The organism is Corallococcus sp. AB011P (assembly GCF_003611605.1).
Taxonomy (GTDB): Bacteria; Myxococcota; Myxococcia; order Myxococcales; family Myxococcaceae; genus Corallococcus; species Corallococcus coralloides.
On sequence record NZ_RAVX01000022.1, the window covers coordinates 75,969 to 102,393 of the forward strand.

Consider the following 26,425-nt stretch of genomic DNA (forward strand, 5'->3'; position numbering starts at 1 on the left):
GACCCTTTCACTTCACGTCCACCATCACCGTGGGCGCGATGCGCAGCAGGCTGATGGACGCGGAGCGCCCCATGAAGCCGCGCGCCTCTTCAATCGCCTCGGAGAGGGTGTCGGTGCGATCCCAGCCAAGCAGGGCCGGGACGTGGTTGTTCTCCGCGCCCGCGACGATGACCTTGCCTACGTGCTGGCGGCCATTCTCGCCCCAGTACCACATGTAGAAGGGGTGCACGCCGTGGTAGGCGTTGCCCTTGCGGTACAGGTGCACGTAGCTGGGGTTCTCCGCGAACTCCTTCTCGTACTTGTGCTCCAGCTTCATGGAGTCCCGCGTCTCCGGCAGCAGCCGGTGGAAGAACTCGATGTAGCTGGGGTGCTGCACGGGGTCGAACTCGTCGTAGGCCGGGTGCAGGAGGATGAGCACGCCCCCCTTCTTCACCAGAGGCACGCCCCGGTTGAGGTTGTAGAAGTAGCCCAGCCCCATCACCTGCACGAGCAGCGGGTTGAGGATGGAGTTGACGCTGTAGGGGCTGACGAACGGGATGGGGAAGATGACGATGTCGCTCTGCCCCTCCACCGGCACCACGTACTGCTTCCAGCTCTGCTCCAGCGTCTTCTGGTGCGTGGGCTCCGTGGCCCCCGCGAACACGCCCGTCACGTCATAGGGCGCGGGGATGGCGTTGAGCACCTTGCGCGCCGCCGCGCGGGGCAGCTTGGACAGCGTGAAGCGCAGGGCCTGGAACTTCAGCCGGTCGGCTTCCGTGTAGTCCTCTTCCTTCTTCGCCAGGAAGTCCGTGGGCGCGCCGAACATGCGGTTGTTCAGCGTGGTCTCGATGTGGAAGACCTTCAGCGTCTGGTCGATGACCGTGCCGATGCGCGAGTTCTTCGTGTAGAGCGCGCTCGCCTTCGGCTCCATGTAGGAGTTCGACTCGCGGATGGTCTTCGGGTTGTGGTGGTGCCGCAGCGACGCGTAGTTCGTCACGCCCGTGCCCATGGACTTGTGCCCGCCGTTCATGGGCACGAAGTTGATGTTCACGTAGACGATGAGGTCGCTCTCCGCCACGCGGCGGTTCACCGCCACCACTTCATTGTGGCTGGTGCGCTCCAGCTCCGTGATGCCGTCCGGGTCTTCCGCGTCGTGGTTGTAGTAGCGGTCCGGGTAGTAGGCGTCGAAGATCTTCTCGCCCACCATGCGCTTCATCTCGCCTTCGGTCATCCGGCGGTGCAGCGCGTTGGCGATGACCAGGTGCACGTCATCCACGCCTGAGTCCGCGCACAGCTCCAGCACCACCTCCAGGATGGACTGGCGCACGTCCGGCGTGACCATGGGCGGCAGCGGGACGCTGATGTCGTCGATGACGCAGGTCAGCCGCATGCCGGGCTTGAGCAGCGCGTGCAGCGGGTCCATGCCCTCCGGGTGGTTGATGGCCCAGCGGATGGCGGCCTTCACGTTGGGCACGCCCTCCAGCGGGGGGCGGGGGAAGATGACCCGGGTGCCCACGGGCAGGTCTTCCTGGAGGAAGCCCTCACCGTAGAAGAGCGCCCGAGGGGGGCTGCCCTTCTCCGTGATGACCACCTGGCTTTCCTCGTCGTACAGCTTCTGGAGCGTCTTGAGCGGGCGCATGGATGAAGGGGGGCGGCGAAAGGGGTGGGGGACTACTTCAGGTCCAGGATGGGCCAGTTGTACGCGCGCGCGAGCGAGCGCAGCCGCAGGTCCGGGTTCACCGCGGTGGGCCGTCCCACCACGGCGAGCATGGCGTAGTCGGAGGCGCTGTCCGAGTAGCCATGGCACTGGTTGAGGGCCAGGCCCTCGCGCTCGCAATAGGCGCGGATGGCGTTGGCCTTGTTGGCGCCTTCGATGATGGGCGGAATCACCTTGCCGGTGGCCTTGCCGCCCACGAACTGCATCTTGTTGGCGATGACGTCGTCACAGCCCAGATGCCGGGCCAGCGGGCGCATGGTGAAGTCCAGCGCTCCGGTGACGAGCACGATGCGGCAGCCGGCACGACGCGCCTCGTCGATGAGGTCCTGCGTCTGCTCGTACAAGGCGGGCTTGAGGACGTCCTCGAACATGTCCTCCGCGATGGTGACGAGCCGGTCCTCGCTGAGGCCCGAGTAGTACCGGTAGAAGAACTCGTTGAAGGCCTTGCGGTTGACGGCATCCAGGATGCCGAACACCGGCAACCCCAGGGCGGTGCCCAGGGTGCGGCCCGCGATGCCCCGGAGCGAGCCCCGGTTCATCGCGTAATAGGCATAGACGTGGACGATGTTCGTCCGGACCAGCGTCCCGTCGACGTCGAAGAAGGCTGCTTTGGCGGGCACTTTGGGGGGCATGGGCGGTCGGGCTTCCTCCCATCCTGGGGGGGGTCCGGTCAACGAAAGCAGAAGGCCAGCGTGGGCAGCAGGCCCTTTGGGCGCATGGGGCTATAACCAGCCCTGTGCGCGATACCATTCGCCACTGCGGGTGATGGACTCCGCCAGCCCACGGCGCGGCCGGAAGCCCAGCAGGCGTTCAGCCTTGGCCCCCGAGCAGGTCCAGGCCGGGGCCAGCAGCTGCCGCGCCAGCTTCCGGTTCAGGGGGAGCTTGCGGCCGGTCAGCCGCGTCACCCCGTCCGCCGCCGTGGCCAGGGCGGTCAGCACCGCTGGGGACAGCCGCCAGGTGCGCGTCTGGAAGCCCAGGGCCTTCGCCCCCAGGTCCTGCATCTCCTCCAGGGTCAGCCGCTCCGGGCCCGCGCAGAAGAACGCCTCGCCCAGGGCCTCCGGCTTCTCCGCCAATACCAGCAGCAGGTCCACCACGTCCTCCACGTCCACCAGGGACAGGGGCCGGGGGCCTCCGGCCAGCTCCAGCCGGATGCCCTTCTTGCCCAGCTTGAAGAAGGTCAGGTTTTCCTTGTCTCCGGGCCCCAGGATGCGCGGCGGGCGGATCACCGTCACCGGCAGCCGGTCCTGGAAGGAGAACGCGATGCGCTCACCCTCCGCCTTGCTCTCGCCGTACCACTCATGCGGATGGAAGGCGTCCTCCTCCACATGGGGGCGCTCCGGGGTGGAGGGGCCGTGGGAGGCCAGGGAGCCGCACATCACCAGCCGGGGACGCGGCTGTGGCAGGGCGGCCATGGCCTCACAGATGAGGCGGGTTCCTTGCGCGTTGACGCGCATGAACTCGTCGCGCAGCGCGGCGCGGCGGATGCCGGCCAGGTGGAAGACGACGTCCACGCCCTTCACCGCGCTGTCCAGCGAGGCGGGGTCCGTCACGTCGCCGACCACCCGCGTCCAGGGGTGGCCTTCCAGGGCCTTTTCCAGCTCGCGGGTGTCCGTGGTGGGGCGCAACAGGCATGAAACCCGGTCGCCGCGCGCAGCCAGCGCCCGAGCGAGCCAGGTCCCCAGGAAGCCACCGGCGCCAGTGATGAGGGCATTCATGGGTGCTGTTTCATCCGAAAAGCCACATCCCGTCCACCGTCGAAAAGGACAGGGTCCTCCCCGAGGGGGAGGATGCTCTGGATGCCGACTTTCCGCCTCCGGATGCGCCGCGAGGCACTATCCCAGAGGGAAAACGGCCTCCGGAGCCGGTTTCTGGCGCTCCGGACGCGTCGCGTGACTTCCGTTCCCGAGGGAAGAATGCGCTGCGGGGCCGAGTTCTAGCCTCCGAAGCCATTGCTCCGAGGAGCCCCAGAGGGAAAAAGCGCGCGATGGACGCTGTTTTTCGCTCTAGGCCGTGCTACTACGCGCCATCGGCTCTAGCTTGAAGATGCAAGCACGCCGTGCAACGTCCCCTTCGGAGGGGAGGAGACACAAGACGAATGGCCGCCAAGAAAGCCGCTGCGAAGAAGTCTGCCCCTGCTGCCGCGAAGAAGGCTCCTGCCGCGAAGAAGGCCGCGGGCCGTAAGCCCAACGCTGCGTTCATGAAGGAGATGACGCCCTCCGCTGAGCTGGCGGCGATCGTCGGTTCCAAGGCGCTGCCCCGCACCGCGGTGGTCAGCAAGATCTGGGACTACATCAAGAAGAACAACCTCCAGGACGCGAAGAACAAGCGCCAGATCAACGCCGACGACAAGCTCAAGCCCATCTTCGGCGGCAAGAAGAACGTCACCATGTTCGAGATGACCGCGCTGGTGAACAAGCACCTGAGCTGAACGGTGCAGGGCCCGTCGGGGCCGTCGCCGGTCGCCCGAAGGACCCTGGGGGCTCGTCACGCATCGCGCGGGACGGGCCCTCCGCTTTTTCTCCCTCTGTCAGCCGCTCGTCCGGAGCGTTGAAAAGGGGGCGAAGGCGCATCTGCCCGCTGGCGGACGCGCCGCGTCGGACCTACCTCTGGGGGTCATGTTCCACGACGGTTCCGAGGCAGGGGCGCGCGCCGCGCGGCAGGCGGGCGAGGATGGCACGCACACGACGGTGGAGACGCAGGCGGAGGACCTGTTCGAACAGGTCCAACGCGAGCTGCAATCGCGCCGCGTCACGCCGCTGTCCACCTACCGGATGCAGCTGCACCAGGGCTTCACCTTCCAACAGGCGAAGGCGCTGGTGCCGTACCTGGCCCGGCTGGGCGTGAGCGACTTCTACGCGTCGCCCTACCTCAAGGCCACGCCCGGCAGCACCCACGGCTACGACTGCGTGGACCACCAACGGCTCAACCCGGAGGTGGGCACGGCGGAGGACCACGCCGCGCTCTGTGATGCCCTGCGCGAGCACGGGCTGGGGCAGGTGCTGGACGTGGTGCCCAACCACATGGGCATCGAGCGGGACAACCGCCTGTGGCTGGACGTGCTGGAGAACGGCCCGTCGTCCGTCTACGCGAAGTTCTTCGACGTGGACTGGCGGCCGGTGAAGGACGAGCTGGCGGACAAGGTGCTGCTGCCCATCCTGGGCGACCAGTACGGCATCGTGCTGGAGCGCGGCGAGCTGAAGCTGTCCTACGACTCCGGCGCCTTCCACCTGCACTACTACGACCACCGGCTGCCGGTGGCGCCGCGCCAGTACGCCACCATCCTCAAGCACGGCCTGGAGCGGCTGGAGAAGCAGCTGGGCGCGGAGTCGCCGCACCTGGTGGAGCTGCTCTCCATCCTGACGGCCCTGGACCACCTGCCGCTGCGCACGGAGGTGGACCCGGCGAAGGTGACGGAGCGGCACCGCGAGAAGGAGGTCATCAAGCGGCGGCTGGGCGCGGTGGTGGCGGACAGCGCGGAGCTGGCGGCGTACGTGGAGGAGAACCTCCGGGTGTTCAACGGCACGCCCGGCAACGTGCGCTCCTTCGACCTGCTGGACACGCTCTTGCAGAACTGCAGCTACCGGCTGGCGCACTGGCGCGTGGCGGGTGAGGAGATCAACTACCGCCGCTTCTTCGACATCAACGGCCTGGCCGCCATCCGCGTGGAGGACCCGGACGTCTTCCTGGAGGCGCACCAGCGCATCTTCGAGTGGCTGCGCGAGGGGCGCGTCACGGGCCTGAGAATCGACCACCCGGACGGCCTCTTCGACCCCACCGCCTACTTCCTGGACCTGCAGGAGCGCTTCTTCGTGGAGCGGGCGCGGGCGCGCTTCGACGCGGAGAGGAGGGACGGGGACGAAGCGCGGTGGCCGGAGGTGGAGGCGCTCCTGCGCGCGAAGTGGCGGCGCCAGGTGATGGACACGCCGGACAGCCCGCTGCGCAAGGCGCTCTTCGTGGCGGTGGAGAAGATTCAAGGCGGGCGCGAGCGCATCCCGGAGTCGTGGGCGGTGCACGGCACCACCGGCTACCGCTTCGCCAACGCGGTGAGCGGCCTGTTCGTGCACCCGGCCGCGGAGGCGCACCTGACGGAGACGTACGAGCGCTTCGCGGGCGGCACGCAGGACTTCGCGGAGCTCGTGTACCAGAAGAAGCTGCTCATCATGCGCGTGAGCATGGCCAGCGAAATCAACGTGCTGGCGCACGAGCTCAACCGCATCTCGGAGATGAACCGCCGCACGCGCGACTTCACGCTCAACAGCCTGCGGCGCGCGCTGGTGGAGTTCATCGCGCTGTTCCCCGTCTACCGCACCTACGTGGACGGCTGGCGCGCGGAGCTGGACGTGCGCGACGTGCAGTACATCGAGTGGACCCTCCAGCGCGCCAAGGAGCGCAACACCACCACCAACGCCTCCATCTTCGACTTCCTGCGCGACATCCTCCTGGGCCGCTACCCGGAGCACGTGGGGGACGACGAGAAGGCGGTGATGCTGAGATTCGCGATGAAGCTTCAGCAGGTGACGGGCCCCGTCATGGCCAAGGGCCTGGAGGACACCGTCTTCTACATCTACAACCGGCTGGTGAGCCTCAACGAGGTGGGCGGCGAGCCGGAGCACTTCGGCATGCGCGCCACCACCTTCCACCTGCGCAACCAGGAGCGCGCGGAGCGCTGGCCGGCGAGCATGCTCACCTCCAGCACCCACGACACCAAGCGCAGCGAGGACGTGCGCGCGCGCGTCAACGTGCTCACGGAGCTGCCGGAAGACTGGCGGGAGAAGGTGCGCGCCTGGGCGGACCTCACCCGGCCCTTCGTCAGCCACCTGTCCACCGGCCCGGCGCCGTCGTCCAACGACGTCTACCTCTTCTTCCAGACGGTGGTGGGCGCGTGGCCCATGGGCGAACAGGTGCCCCAGGCGGAGCTCCAGGAGTTCCACCGCCGCGTGCGCGAGTACATGGGCAAGGCCATCAAGGAGGCCAAGGTCCGCACGTCGTGGACCAACCCGGACGGCGCCTACGACGACGCGGTGGCGCGCTTCGTGGACGCGTGCTTCGACCCCTCGAAGGGCCAGGCCTTCCTGGACGACGTGAAGGCCTTCAAGCGCCGCATCGAGCGCGCGGGCCAGCACAACGCGCTGGGGCAGCTGCTCCTGAAGCTGGCCTCGCCCGGCGTGGTGGACACGTACCAGGGCTGCGAGCTGTGGGACCTGTCACTGGTGGATCCAGACAACCGCCGGCCGGTGGACTACGCCCTGCGTGAGCGGCTGCTCACGGCGCTGGATGACGCGGCGGCGAAGGACCGGCCCGCCCTGTGCGCGCGGCTGACCCGGGACATGGACGACGGGCAGGTGAAGCTCTTCGTCCTGGTGGAGGCGCTGCGGCTGCGCCAGAAGTACGCGGACCTGTTCCGCATGGGCGGCTACGAGGCGCTGGAGCCGTCCGGGCCGCGCTCGCCCGCGGCGGTCGGCTTCGCGCGCACGCACGGTGACAGCGTGCTGATTGCCTGCGCGCCGCGTTACACGCTGGAGGCGCTGGAGTCCGGCGGGCTGGCGCAGGCGTATGACGGTACGTTCCTGAACCTTCCGGAGGCATATGCGGGCATGATGTTCCGCAATGTCTTCACCGGGAACACCGTCCGTCCCCAGCAGGGGCCGGGAGGCGTGGGGCTGGCCCTGGGGCCGCTCCTCGCGGAGTTCCCGGTGGTGCTGCTGGAGAGGAGCACTGGATGAGAAGGGCCGAGGTGCTTCCAGGGAAGCCGTTTCCCCTGGGCGCCACGTACGATGGGAACGGCGTGAACTTCGCCGTGTTCAGCGAGCACGCGAAGAAGGTGGAGGTCTGTCTCTTCGACCCCGCCGACCCCAAGAAGGAGACGCGCCGCTTCCCGTTGCTGGAGACCACGAACCACGTCTTTCACGGCTACATGCCGGGCGTGCACGCCGGCTGTCTGTACGGCCTGCGGGTTCACGGCCCGTATGAACCCAAGAAGGGCCTGCGCTTCAACCCGCACAAGCTCCTGGTGGACCCCTACGCCCGCGCGCTGCACGGCCAGGTGGACCCCAAGGCGCCCATCCACGGGTACGTGCACGGGGGCAAGGAGGAGGACCTCGTCATGGACACGCAGGACGACGCCTGGGGCGTGCCCAAGGCGGTCATCCTGGCGGATGGGTTCGACTGGGAGGGCGACCGGCGGCCGGAGGTCCCCTGGCACAAGACGGTCCTCTACGAGCTGCACGTCAAGGGCTTCACGAAGCTGAACCCGCGCGTGCCGGAGAACCTGCGCGGCACGTACGCGGGCCTGGCGCACCCGGCCTCCATCGAACACCTGAAGAAGGTGGGCGTGACGTCCGTGGAGCTCTTGCCCATCCACGCCTTCATGGACGAGCCGTTCCTCACCCAGAAGGGGCGCTCCAACTACTGGGGCTACAACACGCTGGGCTTCTTCGCACCGGACGCGCGCTACTGCGCGTCGGGCTCGCTGGGCGAGCAGGTGGCGGAGTTCAAGGGGATGGTGAAGCTGCTGCACCGCGCGGGCATCGAGGTCATCCTCGACGTGGTCTACAACCACACCTGCGAGGGCAACCACCTGGGGCCCACGCTGTCCTTCAAGGGGCTGGACGCCGGCGCGTACTACCGGCTCAGTGAGAAGGACCCGCGCTACTTCATGGACTTCACGGGGTGCGGCAACTCGTGGAACGCCACGCACCCGTATGCGCTGAAGCTCATCGCGGACTCGCTGCGCTACTGGGTGGAAGTGATGCACGTGGACGGCTTCCGCTTCGACCTGGCGACGACGCTGGGACGGGACCGGCACGGCTACGACACCCGCGCGGCCTTCTTTCAAATCCTCCACCAGGACCCCGTCCTGAGCCGCGTGAAGCTCATCGCGGAGCCGTGGGACGTGGGGGACTACGGCTACCAGGTGGGCAACTTCCCGGTGCTGTGGAGCGAGTGGAACGGCAAGTACCGCGACACCATGCGCCGCTACTGGAAGGGCGACGACCGGCAGGCGGCGGAGATTGGCTCGCGGCTCACCGGCAGCTCCGACCTGTTCGCGCTGTCCGGCCGCAAGCCCACGGCGAGCGTGAACTTCGTCACCGCGCATGACGGCTTCACGCTGCACGACCTGGTGACGTACGGCCAGAAGCACAACGAGGCCAACGGCGAGGAGAACCGCGACGGCGCCAATGACAACCACGCCTGGAACTGCGGCGTGGAGGGGGAGACGAACGACCCCAAGGTGAACGCGCTGCGCGAGCAGCAGAAGCGCAACTTCCTGGCGTCCCTCTTCCTGTCGCAGGGAGTGCCCATGCTGGTGGCGGGCGACGAGATGGGCCGCACGCAGAAGGGCAACAACAACGCCTACTGCCAGGACAACGAGCTGTCGTGGGTGAACTGGGAGCTCAACGAGAAGCAGCGCCAGCTGTTGGACTTCACCTCCCGCATCATCAAGCTGCGCCGCGAGCAGCCGGTGCTCTCCAAGCGCCGCTTCTTCCGCGGGGCCCACATCTGGGACAGCGAGCTGAAGGACCTGGCGTGGTTCCGGCCGGACGGCAAGGAGATGAAGCGCGACGACTGGGAGAAGCCCTACGTGCGCTCCCTGGCCTTCCTGCTGGGGGGGGACGCCATCGCCACGCCGGACGACGAGGGCCACCGCATCGTGGGGGACACCTTGCTGGTGCTGCTCAACGCGCACCACGAGCCCATCACCTTCATGCTGCCCGCCCTGGAGTGGGGCGCGGACTGGGAGCTGGTGGTGGACACCGCGGCCACGGGGGAATCCCTTCGCACGCACACCCCGGCGGGCGGCAAGGTGCAGGCGGTGGGGCGTTCCCTGGTTGTCTTGCGGCGCCCCGCGACGGAATGGGAGTAGCCGCCGGGGCCGTCCCGGAGTAGGCAGCGGGGCGTGATGACCCACACGCTCTGGCCCTGGGTGGCCTTCAACGTCTTTGTCCTGGCGATGCTCGCCATGGACCTGGGGCTGTTCCACCGCAAGGAGCACGCGGTGTCGCCGAAGGAGGCGACGCTGTGGACGCTGGTGTGGGTGAGCATCAGCCTCGCGTTCTGCGGAGGCGTCTTTCACTACGGCGGCAAGGGGCCGGCGCTGGAGTGGCTGACGGCGTACGTGGTGGAGTACGCGCTGTCGGTCGACAACCTCTTCGTCTTCCTGATGGTGTTCGGCTACTTCCGGGTGCCGCCGCAGCACCAGCACCGGGTGCTCTTCTGGGGCATCCTGGGCGCGTTCGTGATGCGCGCGCTGCTCATCGTCGCGGGCACGGCGCTGGTGGCCCGCTTCGAGTGGCTCATCTTCCTGTTCGGCGCGTTCCTCGTCTACACGGCCTCCAAGATGCTCTGGGCCAAGGAAGACGAGGACGTGGACCCGGAGGCGGGCTTCATCGTGAGGATGTCCCGGCGCATGCTGCCGGTGGCGCGTCAGGGCGACGGCAGCCGCTTCTTCGTCCACGAGGACGGCCGGCGCAAGGTGACGCCGCTGTTCATCGTGCTGATGGTGGTGGAGGCCACGGACCTGCTCTTCGCCATGGACTCCATCCCGGCGGTGCTGGGCATCAGCAAGGACCCGTTCATCATCTACACGTCCAACGTCTGCGCCATCCTGGGCCTGCGCTCGCTGTTCTTCGTCGTCTCCAGCCTGATGGAGAAGTTCCACCTGCTGAAGGTCGCGCTGGGCGTCATCCTGGCCTTCGTGGGCGTGAAGATGCTCATCGAGCACTGGTACAAGATTCCCATCGGCATCTCGCTGGCGGTGATTGCCGCCTGCCTCCTGGTGGCCATCGTGGCGTCGCTGGTGTTCCCCAAGCCTCCGGAGGCGACGGGGTCCACCCCGGTGGCGGACGCGGACAAGGCCCAGGACGCGCCAGCCCGGGAGCAGGAGCGCGGCTGACAGGGGGCGCCGGGCTCCGGGCCTTGGGAGGCCGGCCCCTGCGTTTCCCTTGCATCGGGCGGGAGTCACTGCCAAGTCTTCCGCCATGTCCACCGCCACCACCGACGGCATCCGCGTCACCGTGGAGCCGACCTTCTGGCCGGAGCGCAGCACCCCTGAGTCCGGGCAGTTCGCCTTCATGTACAAGGTGGTGCTCTTCAACGAAGGCACCGTCCCCGCGCAGCTGCGGTCCCGGCACTGGATCATCACCGACGCCCAGGGGCACGTGGACGAGGTGAAGGGCGAGGGCGTGGTCGGCCGTCAGCCGCACCTCAAGCCGGGCGAGCGGTTCGAGTACACGAGCTGGGCGATGCTGAAGACGCCCTTCGGCACCATGCGCGGCGGCTACGAGATGGAGCGTCCGGACGGCACGCGCTTCGAGGCGCGCATCGCCGAGTTCGCGCTCACGCTGCCGCACTCGCTGCACTGAAAAGACTCCCGAGGGACTTCGCGCATGGCCGTGCCGACCACGAAGCGGGGACTGCTGCTCGTCAACCTGGGGACGCCGGACGCGCCTGAATCCGGGCCGGTGCGCCGCTACCTGCGCGAGTTCCTCAACGACCCGCGCGTCATCGACATCCACCCGGTGGGGCGCTGGTTCCTCCTGAACCTCTTCATCCTCCCGTTCCGCCCCGCGAAGAGCGCGGAGGCGTACCGCAAGGTGTGGATGAAGGAGGGCTCGCCGCTGCTCGTGTACAGCCGCGCGCTGGAGGCGCGGGTGCGGGAGCAACTGGGAGCCGACTACGAGGTGGAGCTGGCCATGCGTTACGGCAACCCGTCGCTGCCGGACGCCATCGCGCGGCTGAAGGCGAAGGGCGTGTCGGAGTTCACGGTGCTGCCGCTGTACCCGCACGAGGCGGCGTCGTCCTCCGCGTCGTCGCTGGCGCGCACCTATGAGGTGCTGGCGGAGGGCTGGGACGTCCCCAACGTGCGCGCGGTGCCGGCGTTCTGGGATGACGCGGGCTTCCTGGACGCGTTCGCGGCGGTGGCGCGGCCGGTGATTTCCGACACGCGCGCGGACCACGTGCTGTTCAGCTTCCACGGGCTGCCGGAGCGCCACATGCGCAAGAGCGACCCGACGGGACAGCACTGCCTGTCGTCCGCGGGGTGCTGTGACGCCATCACGGCGGAGAACCGGCACTGCTACCGCGCGCAGTGCTTCGCGACGGCGCGGATGCTGGCCCAGCGGCTGGCGCTGCCGGAGGGCGGCTACACGGTGTCCTTCCAGTCGCGGCTGGGGCGCACGCCGTGGGTGAAGCCCTACACGGACCTGGTGCTGCCGGAGCTGGCGGCGAAGGGCGTGAAGCGGCTGGCGGTGATGTGCCCGGCCTTCGTGGCGGACTGCCTGGAGACGCTGGAGGAGATTGGCCTCCGCGCGAAGGAGCAGTTCGTGGAGGCGGGCGGCGAGTCGCTGACGCTGGTGCCGTCCCTCAACGCCCACCCGGAGTGGGTGGACGCCGTGGTGCGGATGGTGCGCGCTTCGGACGGCCCGGCCCCTACGGCGCGGGCGGAGTCGCGGTAGGCGCGGGCGTCTCCTGAGCCTGGGGCGCCGCCGGAGCCTGCGGCGCGCCGACGGGCGTGATGCGGGCCTGGTAGGTGCCCGCGGGCAGGTTCACGGCGGGCTGCGCGGGACCGTTGAGGGCGGTGGACAGGGTGCCCTCCCAGGAGCGCCACTGGCCGGCCTTCACCAGGAACTCGCCCTTGCCGGTGACCTTCACGGTGGCGCCCAGCTCGGTGCCTTCCGGTTGGGCGGCGGGGGCGGGGGGCGTGTCGTCCAGCTCGTTGGGGACCTCGATGGCGGTGTTCTCGAGGCCCATCTGTCCCGCGCCCTTGTCCTTCTTGGGGAGGGTGGGGCGCGGGGCGCTGAGGGTGCCGCCGAACTGCTCCACGATGTCGTACTCGATCGTGGCCACCTGCTCGCCGTTGTCGCCCGGGGTGACGGAGACGAGCTTCACGCGGTTGTGGCGCTCGCCGCCGGGGGCGCGGCGGAACAGGGTTCCCAGGGCGTCCGGCGTGGTGAGCTCGGTGCCCAGGGACCACGTCTCGCCGGGGCGCACGGGGTCGCGCGGCAGCTCCAGCACCAGCGTGGCCAGGTTGCGCGCGGGGCCCTGGAGCCCGTCGATGATGAAGCCGCGGTCGCTGAAGGTGGCGTCCTCGCCCACGCCGGCGTTGGGCGTCACGCGCAGCTGGCGCTCACCGGATTTGTCCAGCACGAGCACGTACATGTACTCGGTGGGGACGGCGGCCTTGGTGGCGGCCTTGGGCGCCTCGGCGGCGGGGGCGGCCTTGGCGCCCTTCTTCTTGTCGGCCTTGGCGGCCTTCGCCGGGGCGGACTCGGGGACGGCCGCGTTGCGGTCCAGCGCCAGGTTGAGGCGGAAGGAGACGGGCGCGTCCTGGACCAGCTTCCAGCGCAGCACGACGGCGTCCTTGGGGACGGCGGGCGCGGCGGGAACGGGAGCGGCCTCCTCGGGCTCGGGCGCGGTGGCGCCCGGCGGGCGCGGGATGGGCTCCATCTTGCCCGGCGCCTCCTGCTTGCAGGCGGTGAACGCGAGGGCGACAAGCAGACCGGACAGACTTCGCTTCACGGGACACTCCTGGGTGACCGTCGCGGGATAGCGGAGCGGACGGCAGTTGTAAAAGGGAGAACGGGCTTTGACGCGGCCCGCCGAAGTTGGGGGTTCATGGAAGGTCCGGCGAGCAGGCGCGCAGGCCGTCCGGCGCGGTGGGCGGTGGCTCCCCGGCGATGGACGCGAGGAGCGCGAGCTCGCTCGGACCCGGCAGCGTGCCTCCGCAGGTGGTGGGACAGGTCGCCACGTGTTCTTCGAAGCGTGTGCACCAGGCCTCGATGGGCGGGGGTGGGGCCGGAGGCGGCTGGGGCCCCGTGCCGCACCCGAAGAGGAACTGCCGGGTCCCTGGAGGGGGCGGGCCCAGGGGCCTGGACCGGGTGGCCATGCATTCCAGGGTGACGCGGGCCTCCGCCAGGCAGGCCCGTGCCGCGGGGGCGGTGATGCCATCGGCGGCCTTCCAATCCGCGGCGCCCGCCGCGGCGGCGGCCTGGAGTAGTGGGTCCCGGGCTCGCAGCATGCTGGACAGCAGTCGCTGCCGGACTTCGGGGGACAGGTTCCGCTCCGCGATGTTCCTGACGCGGGCCGCGGAAGGCGTGCCCTTCAGGGCCTCGGCCATCAGGTGGAGCATGCCCTCGTCGGTCGGCGTGATGCGCGGGCTCCGCTGGAAATCCAGCAGCAGGTCGAGGACCGCCTCGCGTCCGCCCAGCCGGTTCGCGTGGGGTGGGGTGAGCAGCTTCGTCACGACGGCGGGCGTGGCGGTCAGCCCGTCGAGCAGGCCGGTGTCGCGCTCCATCACCCAGTCGAGCAGGGCCTCCGCGCGTGCGGGGTCGTCGAGGCCCAGCTCCGTGCGCAGCATGCGCAGCTGCGCCGCGGTCAGCGGCTGGAGCACGTCGATGAGCTTCCTGGGAGACAGCTTCGCGACGTGGCGGGACAGGACCGACACGACGTCTCCCGGGCAGCGCGACTGGGTCTGGGCGATGGCGCGCAGGCGCGTCGCGGACAGGGCCACGTCCCGGGCATCGTGGAGCTGGGGGCAGGGGACGGTTTGGGCCCAGGTCTCGAAGTCCGCGTCGGTGGCGGGGTGGCTCTGGTGCTGCTCGCGCAGCAGACGCAGGAGGGGGGCCAGGGTGGGGTGCTCACGGTGGGCGCGTTCGAGCCACGCATTCTCCAGGGGCGTGAGCGGAGGCGTGGTCAGGGCCTGGAGGCTGGGCCAGGTCCCTTGATGCAGCAGCAGGAGCGCGTCGACCCTGTTGGAGTCCCGGTCCGTGGCGGCTCGCAGGAAGTCGTGCTGGAGCCCGGTGGGCTGAGTCCAGAGCCAGGTGACCAGCGACTCGGCGCGACCTGCGAGGACGTCGAGCAGTTCAGGCAGACGGATGCGTTGGGCCAGGCGCACCAACTCCAGACAGTGTGGGCCCGGGCAGGCCCCGTCCCTGAACAGGAGGGGGAGGCCGGCGCGAAGACCGGCATCACGGCAGCCCGGCTGGAGCACCACGTCCAGGAGGCTGCCCTGGCTCAAGAGAAGGTCCGCGTGTTGGGCGCGCTGCTGGGGTGAGGCGGTGACGCCGCAGAGGAGCATGGCGGGCGTTGGCGGGCTCAAGGGATACAGCTCACGCGCGGTGGGGTGCGCGTCGTATTCCTTCCTGGCGACGCCCACGCCCTTGCGCGCGAGGTTCATGAGCTGGGTGAGCGCCTCGGTGCAGGGATGCGTCGGGGCGTAGGGCCCGGTGACGCAGTCGTACTCCCCGACGAGCTCGTGGTAGCGCAGGAGCGGATCCGCCGCCCGTCTCCAGGCATCACAGTCCACGGGCGCCACGCGGGCGTTGGAGTCCGCGCGGGTGACGAAGCCGTCGCGGCCATCCAGCAGGAAGCGCAGGTTCCGCGTGGCGGGCGTGACGCCGCGGGCTTCGAGCTTCAGGGTGGTATCTGGAGCGCGGCCTGCTTCGAGGACGGTGAAGACGAACTGGCAGCCGCCGACGGAGTGGGCGTCCGGCGCGGGAGGCCGGGTGCCGTCGGTGCAGGGCAGGGGAAGGAAGCCGACGACCGCGGGGATGTCGTGGCGGTCCTTCTCCCCGAAGAAGGCCCGTTCGGCGGTGTGGAGCGCGGAGAGCTCGCACACAGCTTCGGCGGAAGGGCCTGGCTGCGCGCCAGATGCCATGGCCAGGACGACCCATAACCACCCCGTGGCGATGCCCATGTGTTTGTTCCCCTCTCCAGGGATAGAGCCTGGGCGACCCGGGCTGCTGGCCGCAAGCCCCTGGGCGTCCGGCGACCCAGCTTCCGGAGTCCCTCCGTATTCCTCTATGTCCGCGTCTCGTAAAGCGCGCGGGATGCCTGCGACGGAGGCCTCCATGGGGAGAGGCCCGTGATTGCAATTGGAGCGATGAGATGAAGCTTGGGGCTTTGGGGTTGTTGGGGGTGCTGGGCCTGGCGGCGGGCTGTGCGTCGTCGAATCCGGACAAGCCTTCCGCGCTGGAGCGGCGGCAGGCGATTCGCGATGCGGCGGACAAGACCTACCGGAGTACGGAGGGGTTCCAGTCGGCCCATTGGGGGATGTCGCCGGACGAGGTCCGCGCCGCGCTGCCGGAGGCGAGCGTGTCCCCGGATGGAACGCTGCGGTTGAAGACCACCATCGCGGAGCTTCCGGCGGAGGTGGCGCTGGGGTTCCTGGACAACCGGCTGGCGGCGGTGGACGTCTTCTTCCAGGACGTGGGAGATCCGCGCACCTTCCAGACGCTGATGCGCGATCTGCTCACCCGGAAGTTCGGGGAGCCGAAGACGGCCCGTGAGGTGAAGCGGCAGGTGAAGTGGGGAGACGTTCCCGTGCGCTTCGCCGCGGACCTGGCGCCGCTGCAGGAGGCGGACGCGACTGCCTCCGCGGAGGCACTGGAGAGCGCGCTCGCGGGGCAGGGACAGTTCAAGGTGCTCAACCGGTGGACCACGCTCGAGAGCCACGTGAACCTGACGCAGTGGACGCTGCCGGCCCGGGGCATCATGGCCATCCAGTATGAGAGCGCGAAGTACTCGCCCAGGCGCGCGGACCTCATTGGCCGCTACACCGCGAAGGCGCGGCAGGAACTGGTGAAGGACCTCTGATCAACTGTCGCGGGGCGCCGCCGCGCGGGACAGCCGGTCCCGCACGGCGATGCCCAGACCGCTCGCGGCGGGCAGACAGGCCACGAGCACGTCGTGGCCCTGTTCGTCGGCTTCCCTGAGTCGCGCGTAGAGGACTCGCGCGGCCTGCGCCGGTTCCCCAGGCACGTCGAAGCGCTGCACGTCCGTGCGCAGTGTCAGTGACACGCTGGGCGCCGCGCGCTTGGCAGACCTGGCGGCCATTTATCGGACCAAAGTCGCGAATCAAGCCCCACGCTGGTTTGACTCTGCTTGCATCAGGAACGGACGCGACGCCGGAGCACCTTCGCGGTTGCCTGCTTGGGGGCAGGGGGCGCTGTGGCGGGCTGGGCCTGATCATTGGTCATGAGAACCTGAGCCAGTTCGACATCAAACCGTGCTCGCTGAAGCAGTCGGATGTGCTTCATGAGCATCACCTTGCTGAAGACCGGGAGAAGATCCAGTAGCGGGACTGTCTCCTGTGTTCCGATGGCATAGACAAACTTCAGGGTTCGGATGAAATCCTGAGCTGGCTTGGCGATCCCCCAGTGCGTTGCGACGCTGGCCAAGAACCGCTCCCTGTACTGCTCCATGTCGGAAAAGAGTTCTGCGGAGACAGTGGCTTGCGCCAAGAGGTGATTGAGCGTCGCTGAAGAGGAAAGCTTCTTGACGCAGAGAAGCTTCGACGAAGGTCGGTGGAATAGATCCGCGACCTCTACGCGGCTGCCCCCGTGGCCAGTTCCGAAAGAGTAGAGCTTTCGGTCGAGCAAGAGGAAGTTTTTGTCTGCGCCACAGGCTTTGTTGTAATCGCCCTCGTCATGAACCCAGACTCCCTTCTTGTTTTGGCTCAGGCGCCAAGGAGGCAGGATCGGGGTGCTGCTGAACCGGACATACTCCTTCAAGTCGCGGTCCAGCTTTTCCAGGTAGTCCCTGTCGACTTCATACCAACGCCTGTTGCTGAGAATGTACCGCCTGTCACCCAATTTCGCCTCGTGGGTGAGGTATGCGTACAGCGGCTCGATCTCAGTGCGCCTTGAGTTTCTGTCAAGATCGCTGAGTCCGAAGATTTTGATCTTCTTGAGGTCGTCGATTGTCAGCGTCTCTTTGCCAATATAATCGTAGATGCGCTGAAGCGTGATCTCGTCCACGATGGAGCTTCCGCCCTTGCCTGAGATCAGATAGCTGACGCACTCATTGTAGTCGATCTGATCAGGGTAGGCGACAGAGACATGCGGCGCGCTCCGGCGTTTGTTCAGGACGTCGAGCATCTGATCGTCGAGCTGTTGCTTGATGCGAGAACTTTTCTCCAGTTTGACATGGTCGATGAAGGAGAAGGCCTGTTTGTACGAGTCGCTTCGATAGCGTTTGAAGAGTGTTGCGCACTTGGCTGGCAGTTCTTCGAAGTCCAGCTTGGTGTGTAGGTTGAGACTGTCGGACCCTCCGATCCGAGCACCGAGCGTTTCATCGATACAGGTGCCGGAAACGATGTGGAGGATTTCGCTGTCGAATTCGAATCCGAATTCCCCAAGTTTTGTCTCGAGGTTCGAGGCTTCTCTTTTCTGCAAGGTCTGGACGCCCAGTTTCTTGGAATCGATTGTTCTGAGCTTGGTGGGGTCAACCGAGTTCAACGCAGTGATGAGTCCGAAGTTGAGTTCGATGTTGTCCTTGTTGATGAAGAGGTGACCGAATCCTGCGGACATGCCGAAAAAGCGCGGCCCTTCGTGGGTAGTAACCTTCAGCAGGACGAGGGCGGAAGCCGTGTGATTGCTGAGGTGTTCGGTCTCCTTGGTGGAGACGTAGCTCTCAATAAACTTCAGCCACTTCGGAGGCCGAGGCTCGGTCTTGACGAAGTAGATCTTGTGGTCTGCGTCCAGCAGCTTCTTGGTGGACTTGCTGGGTTGGTAGGCGCGGTTGCCGGCGGTACCGCGAAGGCATCCTTCGAAGGAGTCGATTTCTTCCCGGAAGAGGGTGAGGTTCAGCTTCATCTGAGAACGCTCCGAGGACGCAGCTGCGCTGTCTGGGGTTGTCAGATGAGGATCCAATCGTTCTCCGTGGGCTGCTATTACCCAGGAGAGGTATGTCTCAAGGATCAGCCTTCGCGGGGCGCCGCAGCGCGGGACAGTCGGTCTCGCACGGCAATGCCCAGGCCGCTCGCGGCGGGCAGACAGGCCACGAGCACGTCGTGGCCCTGTTCGTCGGCTTCACGCAGGCGCGCATAGAGGACCCGCGCGGCCTGCGCCGGTTCTCCCGGCACGTCGAAGCGCTGCACGTCCGTGGGCAGTGACAGTGACGCGGGGCCCAGCACTCCGACTCGCAATCCCTGTGCGCGCAGTGCTTCCACCCGCTGCACTGCTTCATGCGGCTCCGCGAGCACCACGCCCGCCCTGGGCGCGTAGTGCGACTCCAGCGAACCGGACACGCGCACCGTGGTCGACGTGCGCACGGGCACCGCGCGCCTCAGCACGCGCTCGATGTCCTCCGTCGCCAGGCCTCCGGGCCTGAGAATCACGGGGGCTCCGGACGACAGGTCCACGATGGTCGACTCCACGCCCACCGTGGACGGACCTCCGTCCAGCACCAGGTCCACGTCGTCGCCCAGGTCTCGCTGCACGTGCTCCGCGGTCGTCGGGCTCACCCTGCCGAAGCGGTTGGCGCTCGGCGCGGCCACGCCTCCTCCCAGCCGCTCGAGCACCTCCATCGCCACGGAGTGGCCGGGCACTCTCAACGCCACCGTGTCCTGGCCGCCTGTCACCGCGTCCGTGGCCTTTGACGTGCGCCGCAGCACCAGCGTCAGCGGACCCGGCCAGAACGCCCTCGCCAGCGCCTTCGCTTCGTCCGGCACCTCACGGGCCCACTCCGGCAGGTACTCCTCATCCGGGATGTGGACGATGAGCGGGTGGTTCGCCGGCCGGCCCTTGATGGCGAAGACGCGGCGCACGGCCAGCTCGTCCTCGGCGTTGGCCGCGAGGCCGTAGACCGTCTCTGTTGGCAGGGCGATGACACCGCCGTGCCGCAGCAATTCGACTGCACGGTCGAGGAGGTCGGGAGTAAGCATGCTCGGGTCGCACTGTCTCCCCTGGAGAAACCATGGGCAAGTCGCACGTTTTCGATGCGCGCAGCCAGATGCCAGTCCCCGCCGCCGACCTCTTCTCCTGGCACACCCGCGAGGGGGCTTTCGAACGCCTGTCGCCCCCCTGGGAGACCGCTGAAGTCGTGGACCGCACCGGCGACGGCATCCGCCCCGGCGCCCGCGTCGTCGTGAAGCTTCACCTGGGCCCCATCCCCCAGCGCATGGTCGCCGAGCACACCGCCTACGTGGAGGGCTCCTCCTTCCAGGACACCCAGCGTGAAGGCCCCTTCGCGAAGTGGATCCATGACCACCGCATGAATCCCTCGGGCCCCCAGACCTCCGTCCTGGAGGACTCCATCCAGTACGAGCTGCCCGTGGGCACGCTCGGGGACACCTTCGGCGGGGGCTACGCGCGCAAGCGCCTGGAGCGGATGTTCGCTTACCGCCACACGCTCACCCGCGCGGACCTGCGCCGCCATGCCGCCTTCGCGAATCAGGGCCCGCTCACCGTGGCCATCGGCGGCGCGTCCGGCATGCTGGGCTCCGCGCTGGCGTCGTTCCTCACCACCGGCGGCCACCGCGTGAAGCGGCTGGTGCGCGGCCGTGCGAACGCGGCGCGCGGGGACATCTCCTGGGCTCCCGACAAGGGCACCGTCGACGCCGCGGGCCTGGAGGACGTGGACGCCGTGGTCCACCTGTCCGGCGCCAACGTCGGCGAGGGCCGGTGGACCGACGAGCGCAAGCAGGAGATCCTCAAGAGCCGCACCGAGAGCACCCGCCTGCTGTGTGAAACGCTGGCCCGCGCCACCCGCAAGCCGCGCGTGCTCATCTGTGCCTCCGCTGCCGGCTACTACGGCAGCCGGGGCGAAGAGGAGGTCACCGAAACGTCCGCCTCCGGTGACGGCTTCCTCGCGGACGTCACGCGCCAGTGGGAGGCCGCCACCAAACCCGCCGAGGACGCGGGCATCCGCGTGGTGCACCTGCGCATCGGCGTGGTGCTGGACGCGCGCGGCGGGGCGCTCGCGAAGCTGGCGCTCGCGACCCAGGCGGGCGGCGGCGGTCCGGTGGGCTCCGGACGCCAGTGGCTGAGCTGGGTGTCCCTGGAGGACGTGCTGGGCCTCATCCAGCTCTCCCTCTTCACCCCGTCCATCCGGGGGCCGCTCAACGCCGTGTCCCCGAACGCGGTGCGACAGGGCGAGCTGGCGAAGGTGCTGGGGAAGGTGCTCCACCGTCCGGCGGTGTTCCCGCTGCCCGCCGCCGTGGTGAAGACCGTGTTCGGACAGATGGGCGAGGAGACCCTCCTGTCCAGCACCCACGTCCTGCCCACCGTGGCGCAGGCCCACGGGTTCTCCTTCCTCCTGCCCGGCCTGGAGGAGGCGCTGCGCTTCACGCTGGGCCGGACCACCGACGGCGCGGAATACCACCACGGGTGAGCCCCGTGCTTGACACTCCTCGGGAGGGGCGACAGAAGTGCGCCGCTTCCTCTCGCGTCGAGGAGTCCTGATGATCCAGGTCGAAGGGCTGACGAAGTTCTACGGCGAGCACGCGGCCATCCGGGACCTGGCCTTCACCATCGGCCAGGGCGAGGTCATCGGCTTCCTGGGCCTCAATGGCGCCGGCAAGTCGACCACGCTCAAGATTCTCGGGTGCGTGCTGCTGCCCACCTCGGGCCGCGTCGTCATCGACGGGCACGACGTGGTGAGCCAGTCCCACGAGGTGCGCCAGCGCATCGGCTACCTGCCCGACGTGCCCCCCGTCTACGAGGAGATGACGGTGGGCGAATACCTGGCCTACGTCGCCCGGCTGCGCGACGTGCCCGCCAAGGCCACCGCGTCCCACGTCGGCGAAGCCGAGGAGAAGACCGGCCTGCGCGACGTGCACGGCGAGGTCATCTCCACGCTCAGCCACGGCTACCGTCAGCGCGTGGGACTGGCGCAGGCGCTGGTGCACAAGCCCGCGCTGCTCATCCTCGATGAGCCGACCAGCGGTCTGGATCCGCTTCAAATCGTGGAGATGCGCGACGTCATCCGCGGCCTCAAGGGCGCGCACACGGTGCTCGTGTCCAGCCACATCCTCCCGGAGATTTCGCAGACGTGTGACCGGCTGCTCATCATCCACAAGGGCACGCTGCTGGCGCAGGGCAGTGAAGAGGAGCTGTCGCGAAGCCTGGGCGGTCCGTCCATCGTGCTGGAGGTGCGGGGTGACCGGGCACGGGCGCTCGAAGCGTTGCAGGGCTTCGGCGCGGTGGAGGTGCGGGAAGGGGACCGTGGCGTGCTGGCCCTGAAGGTGGCGGCGGCGCCGGATTTGCGGCCCCAGGTGGCGCGGGCGGTGGTGGGCGCGGGCCTGGAGTTGCTGCGATTGGACGCGAACGAGGGACAGCTGGAGGCGCTGTTCCTGCGCCTGACGCACGGGCAGGAGGTGAAGGCGTGAAGGCGCTCCTGATTGCTCGCCGCGAGCTGGCCGGCTACCTGCGCACGCTCAGCGGCTACGTCATCCTGGCCATCATCCTCGCGGTGAACGGGCTGTTCTTCAACGCGTACGCCCTGGGCGGCGCGAGCAAGCGCTCCGCGGAGGTGCTGTCCGGCTTCTTCTACTACTCCAGTGGCTTCACCATCGTGGCGGCCATCCTGGTGTCCATGCGGCTGGTCGCGGAGGAGCGCCAGACGGGCACGCTGCCGCTGTTGTACGCGTCGCCGGTGCGGGACCGGGACATCGTGCTGGGCAAGTTCCTGGCGGGGCTCGCGTTCCTGGCGCTGTACCTGCTGCTCACGCTCTACATGCCGCTGCTGGTGCTGGTGAACGGCAAGGTGTCCTTCGGGCACGTGGCGGCGGGCTACCTGGGGTTGCTGTTGCTGGGCAGCACGTCGCTGGCGGTGGGCACGTTCGGGTCGTCGCTCGCGAAGAACCAGTTGCTCGCGGCCATCTTCTCCGCGGTGATGCTGGTGGCGCTCATCCTGTGCTGGCTGCTGGCGCGCATCACCGAGCAACCGCTGTCCGACGTCTTCAGCGCGATGTCGCTGTGGAATCAGCACTTCCCCCCGTTCCAGGCGGGGATCATCCACGTGCGGGATGTCGTCTACTACCTGGTGGTCACCTACGTGGCGCTGTTCGCGGCCACGCGGGTGCTGGAAGCGCGGAGGTGGCGATGAGCACGCCGGCTTCTTTCGGGACGGGGCTCGCCGCGACGGGGGCGTTCGTCGCGGGGCTCGTGGCCGTGTTCCTCGCGGAGCGCGTGCTGGGCGTGGGCTCCGGCCGCGTGGCGCTGGCGGCGCTGGGCACCGCCGTGGTGGTGGCCGCGACGGCGTGGCGCGCGGTGCGGATGATCGCCGCGCCCGCGGACCGGCGCGCGCTGGAGCGGTGGGTGCTCACGCTGTACGTCGTGGGGCTGGCCGCGCTGGTGCTCTACTTCGTGAAGGGGGACGTGGGGACGGCGCTCCTCGGTGAGCCGCTGTCGCGTGCGTCGCCCCGGCTGTCGGTGGTGCTGGCGGTGCTGTTCCCGGCGCTGTTGTTGTGCGCGCTCGTGCCGCTGGCGATGGTGGAGGCCGCGCTCGTGGCCATGGCTCGGGCGCCCGTGCCGGAGACGGGCCGGGTGAAGAGCGCGCTGTTCTCCGGTCTGGGCATGGCGTTCGTCATCGTGTTCGCGTTCGCGGCGACGTACGTGGCCACGCAAGCGGGCGCGACCTGGGACCTGTCGTACTTCCGGACCGCGAAGCCGGGTGATGCGACGCGCAAGCTGGTGCGCGGCCTCAACGAGCCCTTGCAGGTGACGCTCTTCTTCCCGCCCGCGAACGAGGTGGGCGAGGCGGCGCGGCAGTACTTCCGCGACCTGGAGCCGGAGAGTCCGCAGCTGGGCGTGGAGTCGTTGGACCAGGCGGTGGAGCCCGCGCGCGGAAAGGCCCTGGGCGTCAGCAACAACGGCTCCGTGGTGCTGGCGCGGGGGGACCGCAAGGAGATCCTGACCCTGGGATTGGATCCGGAGCGTGCGCGCGGGCAGCTCCAGCGGCTGGACGCGGAGGTGCAGCGACGGCTGCTGGCGGTGGCGAAGCCCCGGCGCATCGTCTACCTCACGGGCGGCCACGGGGAGCGCGCCGACACGCGGCCCGTGCCGGGAGAGGCGGCCCGGCCGTCGGTGGCGCAGTTCAAGGAGCTGCTGCGCGCGCAGAACGTGGACGTGCGCACGCTCACGGTGGCGGAGGGGCTGGGCTCGGCGGTGCCGGGCGACGCGGCGATGGTGGCGGTGCTGGGGCCCACGCGGGAGCTGCTTCCGGAAGAGGCCACCGCGCTGCGTGAGTACTGGGAGCGGGGAGGGCGGTTGTGGATCGCGCTGGAGCCGGATGGCGCGGCGCTGGAGCCGTTGCTGCAACCGATGGGGCTCAAGTCGCTGCGCGTGCCGCTGGCGAATGACCGGGTGTACTTCCGCACCACGCGGCAGCAGAGCGACCGGGGCAACCTGGGCACGGCGAGCTTCTCCTCGCACCCGTCGGTGACGTCGCTGTCCGCGCTGGGCTCGCAGGGCGCGGTGGCGTTCATGGGGGCGACCGCGCTGGAGCAGGTCACGCCGCCCGTGCCCGGCGTGCTGCTGGACACGAGCGTGCGCGCGCACGGAGAGACGTTCGCGGACCGCAATGGCGACTTCGAACCGGAGCCGGGCGAGGTCACGAAGGCGTGGCCGCTGGTGGTGGCGGTGGAGCGGCCCGCCGCGGAGGGCAAGCCCGCGCCGCGCGCGGTGGTGATGGCGGACGCGGACGCGCTGGGGGACGGCATCCTGGGCAACGTGGGCAATGCGTATCTCGCGGTGGACACGCTGCGCTGGCTCTCCGGCGAGGAGGCGCTCTCCGGCGTGACGACGAGCGAGGAGGACGTGCCGTTGCAGCACACTCGCTCGCAGGACGTCGTGTGGTTCTACGCGACGGTCTTCGGGATGCCGGTGGCGGTGCTGGCGGTGGGCTTCTTCGTGACGCGGCGGCGCGGACGGCGCGCGCCCCGGAGCACCGCGGTGGCGGGAGGTGCGCGATGAAGGCGCGCGACGTGGCGGTGCAGGGCGTGCTGGCGGGCGTGGCGCTCGTGGCCGCGTTCTTCGTGTGGCAGCGCGAGCCTTCGCGTGCGCCGGGTGAGGTGACGGTGGAGGACGCGCGGGCGAGCGCGCTCGACCGCATCCGGTATGACGAGGAGACGCGCTTCGTGGAGCTGTTCCGCGACCCCCAGGACCGCGACACCGTCTGGGTCCGCCTGGGCAACAAGCCCGCGAAGCCACGTGCCGAAGCAGGAGGCGCCACGGAGGCCGGCGCACCCACCCGTGATGCGGGCAGTGCCGCGCCTGATGCAGGAGCATTGGCCCACGCCTCGGAGGCCGGCGCACTCGCTGGTGCGAGCGACGCGGGACGTGCCGCGCTCGATGCAGGAGCGCTGGCCCGCGCGACGTCCGATGCGGGCTCGCCCGCGAATGCCGGTGCCAACACGGGCTCGCTCCCGGCAGTCAGTGACGGAGGCACCCAAACGGGCGCACTCGCGAACGCTTCCTCCGATGCGGGGACACCCGCGAGCCCCGCCCCCGTGCCTCCTCCCCGCGAGCTGCGCGGCAACGACGTGGCGCTGAAGCTGTTCTCCCGCTTCGCTCCGCTGCGCGCGCAGCGGGACCTGGGCGTCCTGGACGACAAGAAGCTGGAGGAGATCGGCCTCGCGAAGACAGAGCGCGGGCTGACGCTCACGCTCGACGGGACGCCCAGGACGTTCCGCCTCGCGACGCCCGCTTCGGGCTGGGGCGCTCCCTACCTCCAGCGCACGTCCGATGGGCACGTCTTCCTCCTCGGCCCTGGACTGCTGCCGGACCTGGAGGCCGCGTCCAGCCGGCTCGTGGACCGACGGCTGCACACCTTCGACGTGGACGGCTTCGACCACATCGTCATCTCCACCGGCACCACGTCCCGCGCCTTCGTCGCCAGCGGCAAACCGCCGGGTGCCGTGCAGCTGTCGCCCGTGGACGCCCCCGGCACCCCGGACGACTTCGCCCGCAACTGGCATGACCGCCTGTGGCGCCTCACGCCCGTGGAGTTCCTGGGCCGGGGCGAAGCCCCTCCGGGCCCGGCTCCCACGCCCGCCTTCCGCGTGGAGTACCAGCGCGGCGGCAAGGCCGTGGGCGAGCTCTCCATGGCGAAGACGCCGGACGGCTCGTGGTACGCGCGCACGGAGTTCACCCCCGGCTGGACACGCATGGGCGGCGGCCTGGAGCTCCTGGCCGACGACGCCGCGAAGCTCACCGCGCCGCGCTGAGGCTCACGGCTCGGCGGACACCGACTCCACGTCCAGCCGCACGTCCACGAAGCTGTAGGCCGGCCACGGCCCCGTGAACCGGAACGTGTACGCGTCCAGTCGCGCCACCAGCGACTGCACCCGCGCCTCGAACGCGGCCACCCGCGTGCGGTCCACCAGCCAGGCCGCGTTGAACATCATCCGCTCACCCAGCGGCGGCGCTTCGTGCGTGGCCTCCGCCAGTGGCCGCAGGCCCGCCCTCAGCCCGTCCAGGTCCTTCCGGGTGCAGTCGTGCAGCGCCGCCTCCAGCCTCGCCTCGTGGTCCTCTTCCAGCTCCGCGGGGCCGCGCGCCAGCTCCGGCCGCGCCTCCAGCAACCTGCGCGTCAGCGCGTCGCCGTGGCAGTACACCTTCAGCCCCAGCTCCACCCGGCCCTCCAGCTCGGACAGCGCATGGCTCAGCGGCGCGCGCGCCACGCGCAACAACTCCCGCACGCGCTCCTCGGAGGGCAGCACCGTCCCGAAGGCCACCGGCACCAGCGTGTGCTCGCGCACCACGGCCTCCGTGACGCGCTGGTGCATCAAGAGGTTCGCCCGCGTGGGCACCACCCTCGGGCCCGCCACGTCGGACACCAGCGCCGCGAGGCCTCCCTCGCGCACCAGCCGCACCGGGGCATCACCCAACCCCGCGAGCTCCGGCGCCCCTCCGCCGTCCTCGTGCACGATGCCGTAGAGGTAGTGCGCCCGCCCCTCGCGCGAGGACTCCTCCTGGGTCTTCGTCGTCATGACGTGCCCCCTCCGTACAG

The 26,425-nt window shown here is 69.1% G+C and carries 21 protein-coding genes; 12 read left to right on the forward strand and 9 right to left on the reverse strand.

What is annotated here, in order from left to right; translation table 11 throughout:
* Positions 1-7: 7 nt before the first annotated feature.
* The 3 genes from D7X30_RS34950 to D7X30_RS34960 all read right to left on the reverse strand — a co-directional run bounded on the left by D7X30_RS34950 (position 8) and on the right by D7X30_RS34960 (position 3,411).
* A complete protein-coding gene (locus D7X30_RS34950) occupies positions 8-1,618 on the reverse strand; it encodes a lactate racemase domain-containing protein (RefSeq protein WP_120567304.1) in 1,611 nt (536 codons plus the stop codon).
* A 32-nt stretch (positions 1,619-1,650) separates the two neighbouring features.
* The gene (locus D7X30_RS34955) at positions 1,651-2,316 is read right to left on the reverse strand and encodes an HAD family phosphatase (RefSeq protein ID WP_120567363.1); all 666 of its coding nucleotides are present in this window, start codon (positions 2,314-2,316) and stop codon (positions 1,651-1,653) included.
* Between the two features lie 102 nt (positions 2,317-2,418).
* On the reverse strand, positions 2,419-3,411 hold the full coding sequence (locus D7X30_RS34960) for an NAD(P)-dependent oxidoreductase (protein ID WP_120567305.1): 993 nt from the start codon (positions 3,409-3,411) through the stop codon (positions 2,419-2,421).
* 380 nt (positions 3,412-3,791) lie between these two features.
* Between D7X30_RS34960 and D7X30_RS34965 the strand changes: the two genes are divergently transcribed.
* The 6 genes from D7X30_RS34965 to hemH all read left to right on the forward strand — a co-directional run bounded on the left by D7X30_RS34965 (position 3,792) and on the right by hemH (position 12,150).
* The gene (locus D7X30_RS34965; protein WP_014394388.1) at positions 3,792-4,124 is read left to right on the forward strand and encodes an SWIB/MDM2 domain-containing protein; all 333 of its coding nucleotides are present in this window, start codon (positions 3,792-3,794) and stop codon (positions 4,122-4,124) included.
* 187 nt (positions 4,125-4,311) lie between these two features.
* The gene (gene treY / locus D7X30_RS34970; protein ID WP_199724631.1) at positions 4,312-7,419 is read left to right on the forward strand and encodes a malto-oligosyltrehalose synthase; all 3,108 of its coding nucleotides are present in this window, start codon (positions 4,312-4,314) and stop codon (positions 7,417-7,419) included.
* The gene (gene glgX, locus D7X30_RS34975) at positions 7,416-9,560 is read left to right on the forward strand and encodes a glycogen debranching protein GlgX (RefSeq protein WP_120567306.1); all 2,145 of its coding nucleotides are present in this window, start codon (positions 7,416-7,418) and stop codon (positions 9,558-9,560) included. Before treY ends, glgX begins: the two co-directional genes overlap by 4 nt.
* Before the next feature lie 36 nt (positions 9,561-9,596).
* A complete protein-coding gene (locus D7X30_RS34980; protein WP_120567307.1) occupies positions 9,597-10,589 on the forward strand; it encodes a TerC family protein in 993 nt (330 codons plus the stop codon).
* A gap of 85 nt (positions 10,590-10,674) precedes the next feature.
* Positions 10,675-11,058: a Co2+/Mg2+ efflux protein ApaG gene (apaG, locus tag D7X30_RS34985; protein ID WP_120567308.1), complete on the forward strand. Its 384-nt coding sequence runs from the start codon at positions 10,675-10,677 to the stop codon at positions 11,056-11,058.
* A gap of 24 nt (positions 11,059-11,082) precedes the next feature.
* Complete coding sequence (gene hemH, locus D7X30_RS34990) at positions 11,083-12,150, forward strand: ferrochelatase (protein ID WP_120567309.1); 1,068 nt, start codon at positions 11,083-11,085, stop codon at positions 12,148-12,150.
* Here the strand turns inward: hemH and D7X30_RS34995 are convergent.
* Positions 12,125-13,213: a hypothetical protein gene (locus D7X30_RS34995; RefSeq protein ID WP_120567310.1), complete on the reverse strand. Its 1,089-nt coding sequence runs from the start codon at positions 13,211-13,213 to the stop codon at positions 12,125-12,127. The genes hemH and D7X30_RS34995 overlap by 26 nt on opposite strands.
* 94 nt (positions 13,214-13,307) lie before the next feature.
* The gene (locus D7X30_RS35000) at positions 13,308-15,389 is read right to left on the reverse strand and encodes a hypothetical protein (RefSeq protein ID WP_147443397.1); all 2,082 of its coding nucleotides are present in this window, start codon (positions 15,387-15,389) and stop codon (positions 13,308-13,310) included.
* Positions 15,390-15,580: 191 nt separating this feature from the next.
* Here D7X30_RS35000 and D7X30_RS35005 point away from each other — a divergent pair, with 191 nt between their 5' ends.
* A complete protein-coding gene (locus D7X30_RS35005; protein WP_147443398.1) occupies positions 15,581-16,288 on the forward strand; it encodes a hypothetical protein in 708 nt (235 codons plus the stop codon).
* Here the strand turns inward: D7X30_RS35005 and D7X30_RS35010 are convergent, their stop codons facing one another.
* The 3 genes from D7X30_RS35010 to D7X30_RS35020 all read right to left on the reverse strand — a co-directional run bounded on the left by D7X30_RS35010 (position 16,289) and on the right by D7X30_RS35020 (position 19,358).
* Positions 16,289-16,528 (reverse strand): Sua5 family C-terminal domain-containing protein, encoded by a 240-nt coding sequence (locus D7X30_RS35010; RefSeq protein WP_304984745.1) that lies wholly within the window; start codon positions 16,526-16,528, stop codon positions 16,289-16,291.
* Positions 16,529-16,581: 53 nt separating this feature from the next.
* Complete coding sequence (locus D7X30_RS35015) at positions 16,582-18,288, reverse strand: DUF6119 family protein (RefSeq protein WP_120567313.1); 1,707 nt, start codon at positions 18,286-18,288, stop codon at positions 16,582-16,584.
* A gap of 104 nt (positions 18,289-18,392) precedes the next feature.
* A complete protein-coding gene (locus D7X30_RS35020) occupies positions 18,393-19,358 on the reverse strand; it encodes an L-threonylcarbamoyladenylate synthase (RefSeq protein WP_120567314.1) in 966 nt (321 codons plus the stop codon).
* 32 nt (positions 19,359-19,390) lie between these two features.
* Between D7X30_RS35020 and D7X30_RS35025 the strand changes: the two genes are divergently transcribed.
* From D7X30_RS35025 to D7X30_RS35045, 5 genes are all read left to right on the forward strand, one after another.
* On the forward strand, positions 19,391-20,806 hold the full coding sequence (locus D7X30_RS35025; protein WP_120567315.1) for a TIGR01777 family oxidoreductase: 1,416 nt from the start codon (positions 19,391-19,393) through the stop codon (positions 20,804-20,806).
* Positions 20,807-20,876: 70 nt separating this feature from the next.
* Entirely contained in the window at positions 20,877-21,803 is a 927-nt protein-coding gene (locus D7X30_RS35030) for an ABC transporter ATP-binding protein (RefSeq protein ID WP_120567316.1), read from the forward strand.
* Entirely contained in the window at positions 21,800-22,522 is a 723-nt protein-coding gene (locus D7X30_RS35035) for an ABC transporter permease (protein ID WP_120567317.1), read from the forward strand. Before D7X30_RS35030 ends, D7X30_RS35035 begins: the two co-directional genes overlap by 4 nt.
* Positions 22,519-24,390 (forward strand): Gldg family protein, encoded by a 1,872-nt coding sequence (locus D7X30_RS35040; protein ID WP_120567365.1) that lies wholly within the window; start codon positions 22,519-22,521, stop codon positions 24,388-24,390. The genes D7X30_RS35035 and D7X30_RS35040 overlap by 4 nt, the downstream gene beginning before the upstream one ends.
* Positions 24,387-25,643, forward strand: coding sequence for a hypothetical protein (locus D7X30_RS35045; RefSeq protein WP_120567318.1), 1,257 nt, complete (start codon positions 24,387-24,389; stop codon positions 25,641-25,643). Before D7X30_RS35040 ends, D7X30_RS35045 begins: the two co-directional genes overlap by 4 nt.
* A gap of 3 nt (positions 25,644-25,646) precedes the next feature.
* Here D7X30_RS35045 and D7X30_RS35050 read toward each other — a convergent pair whose 3' ends face one another.
* Positions 25,647-26,405, reverse strand: a complete 759-nt coding sequence (locus tag D7X30_RS35050; RefSeq protein WP_120567319.1) for a GvpL/GvpF family gas vesicle protein — start codon at positions 26,403-26,405, stop codon at positions 25,647-25,649.
* Positions 26,406-26,425 lie beyond the last annotated feature (20 nt).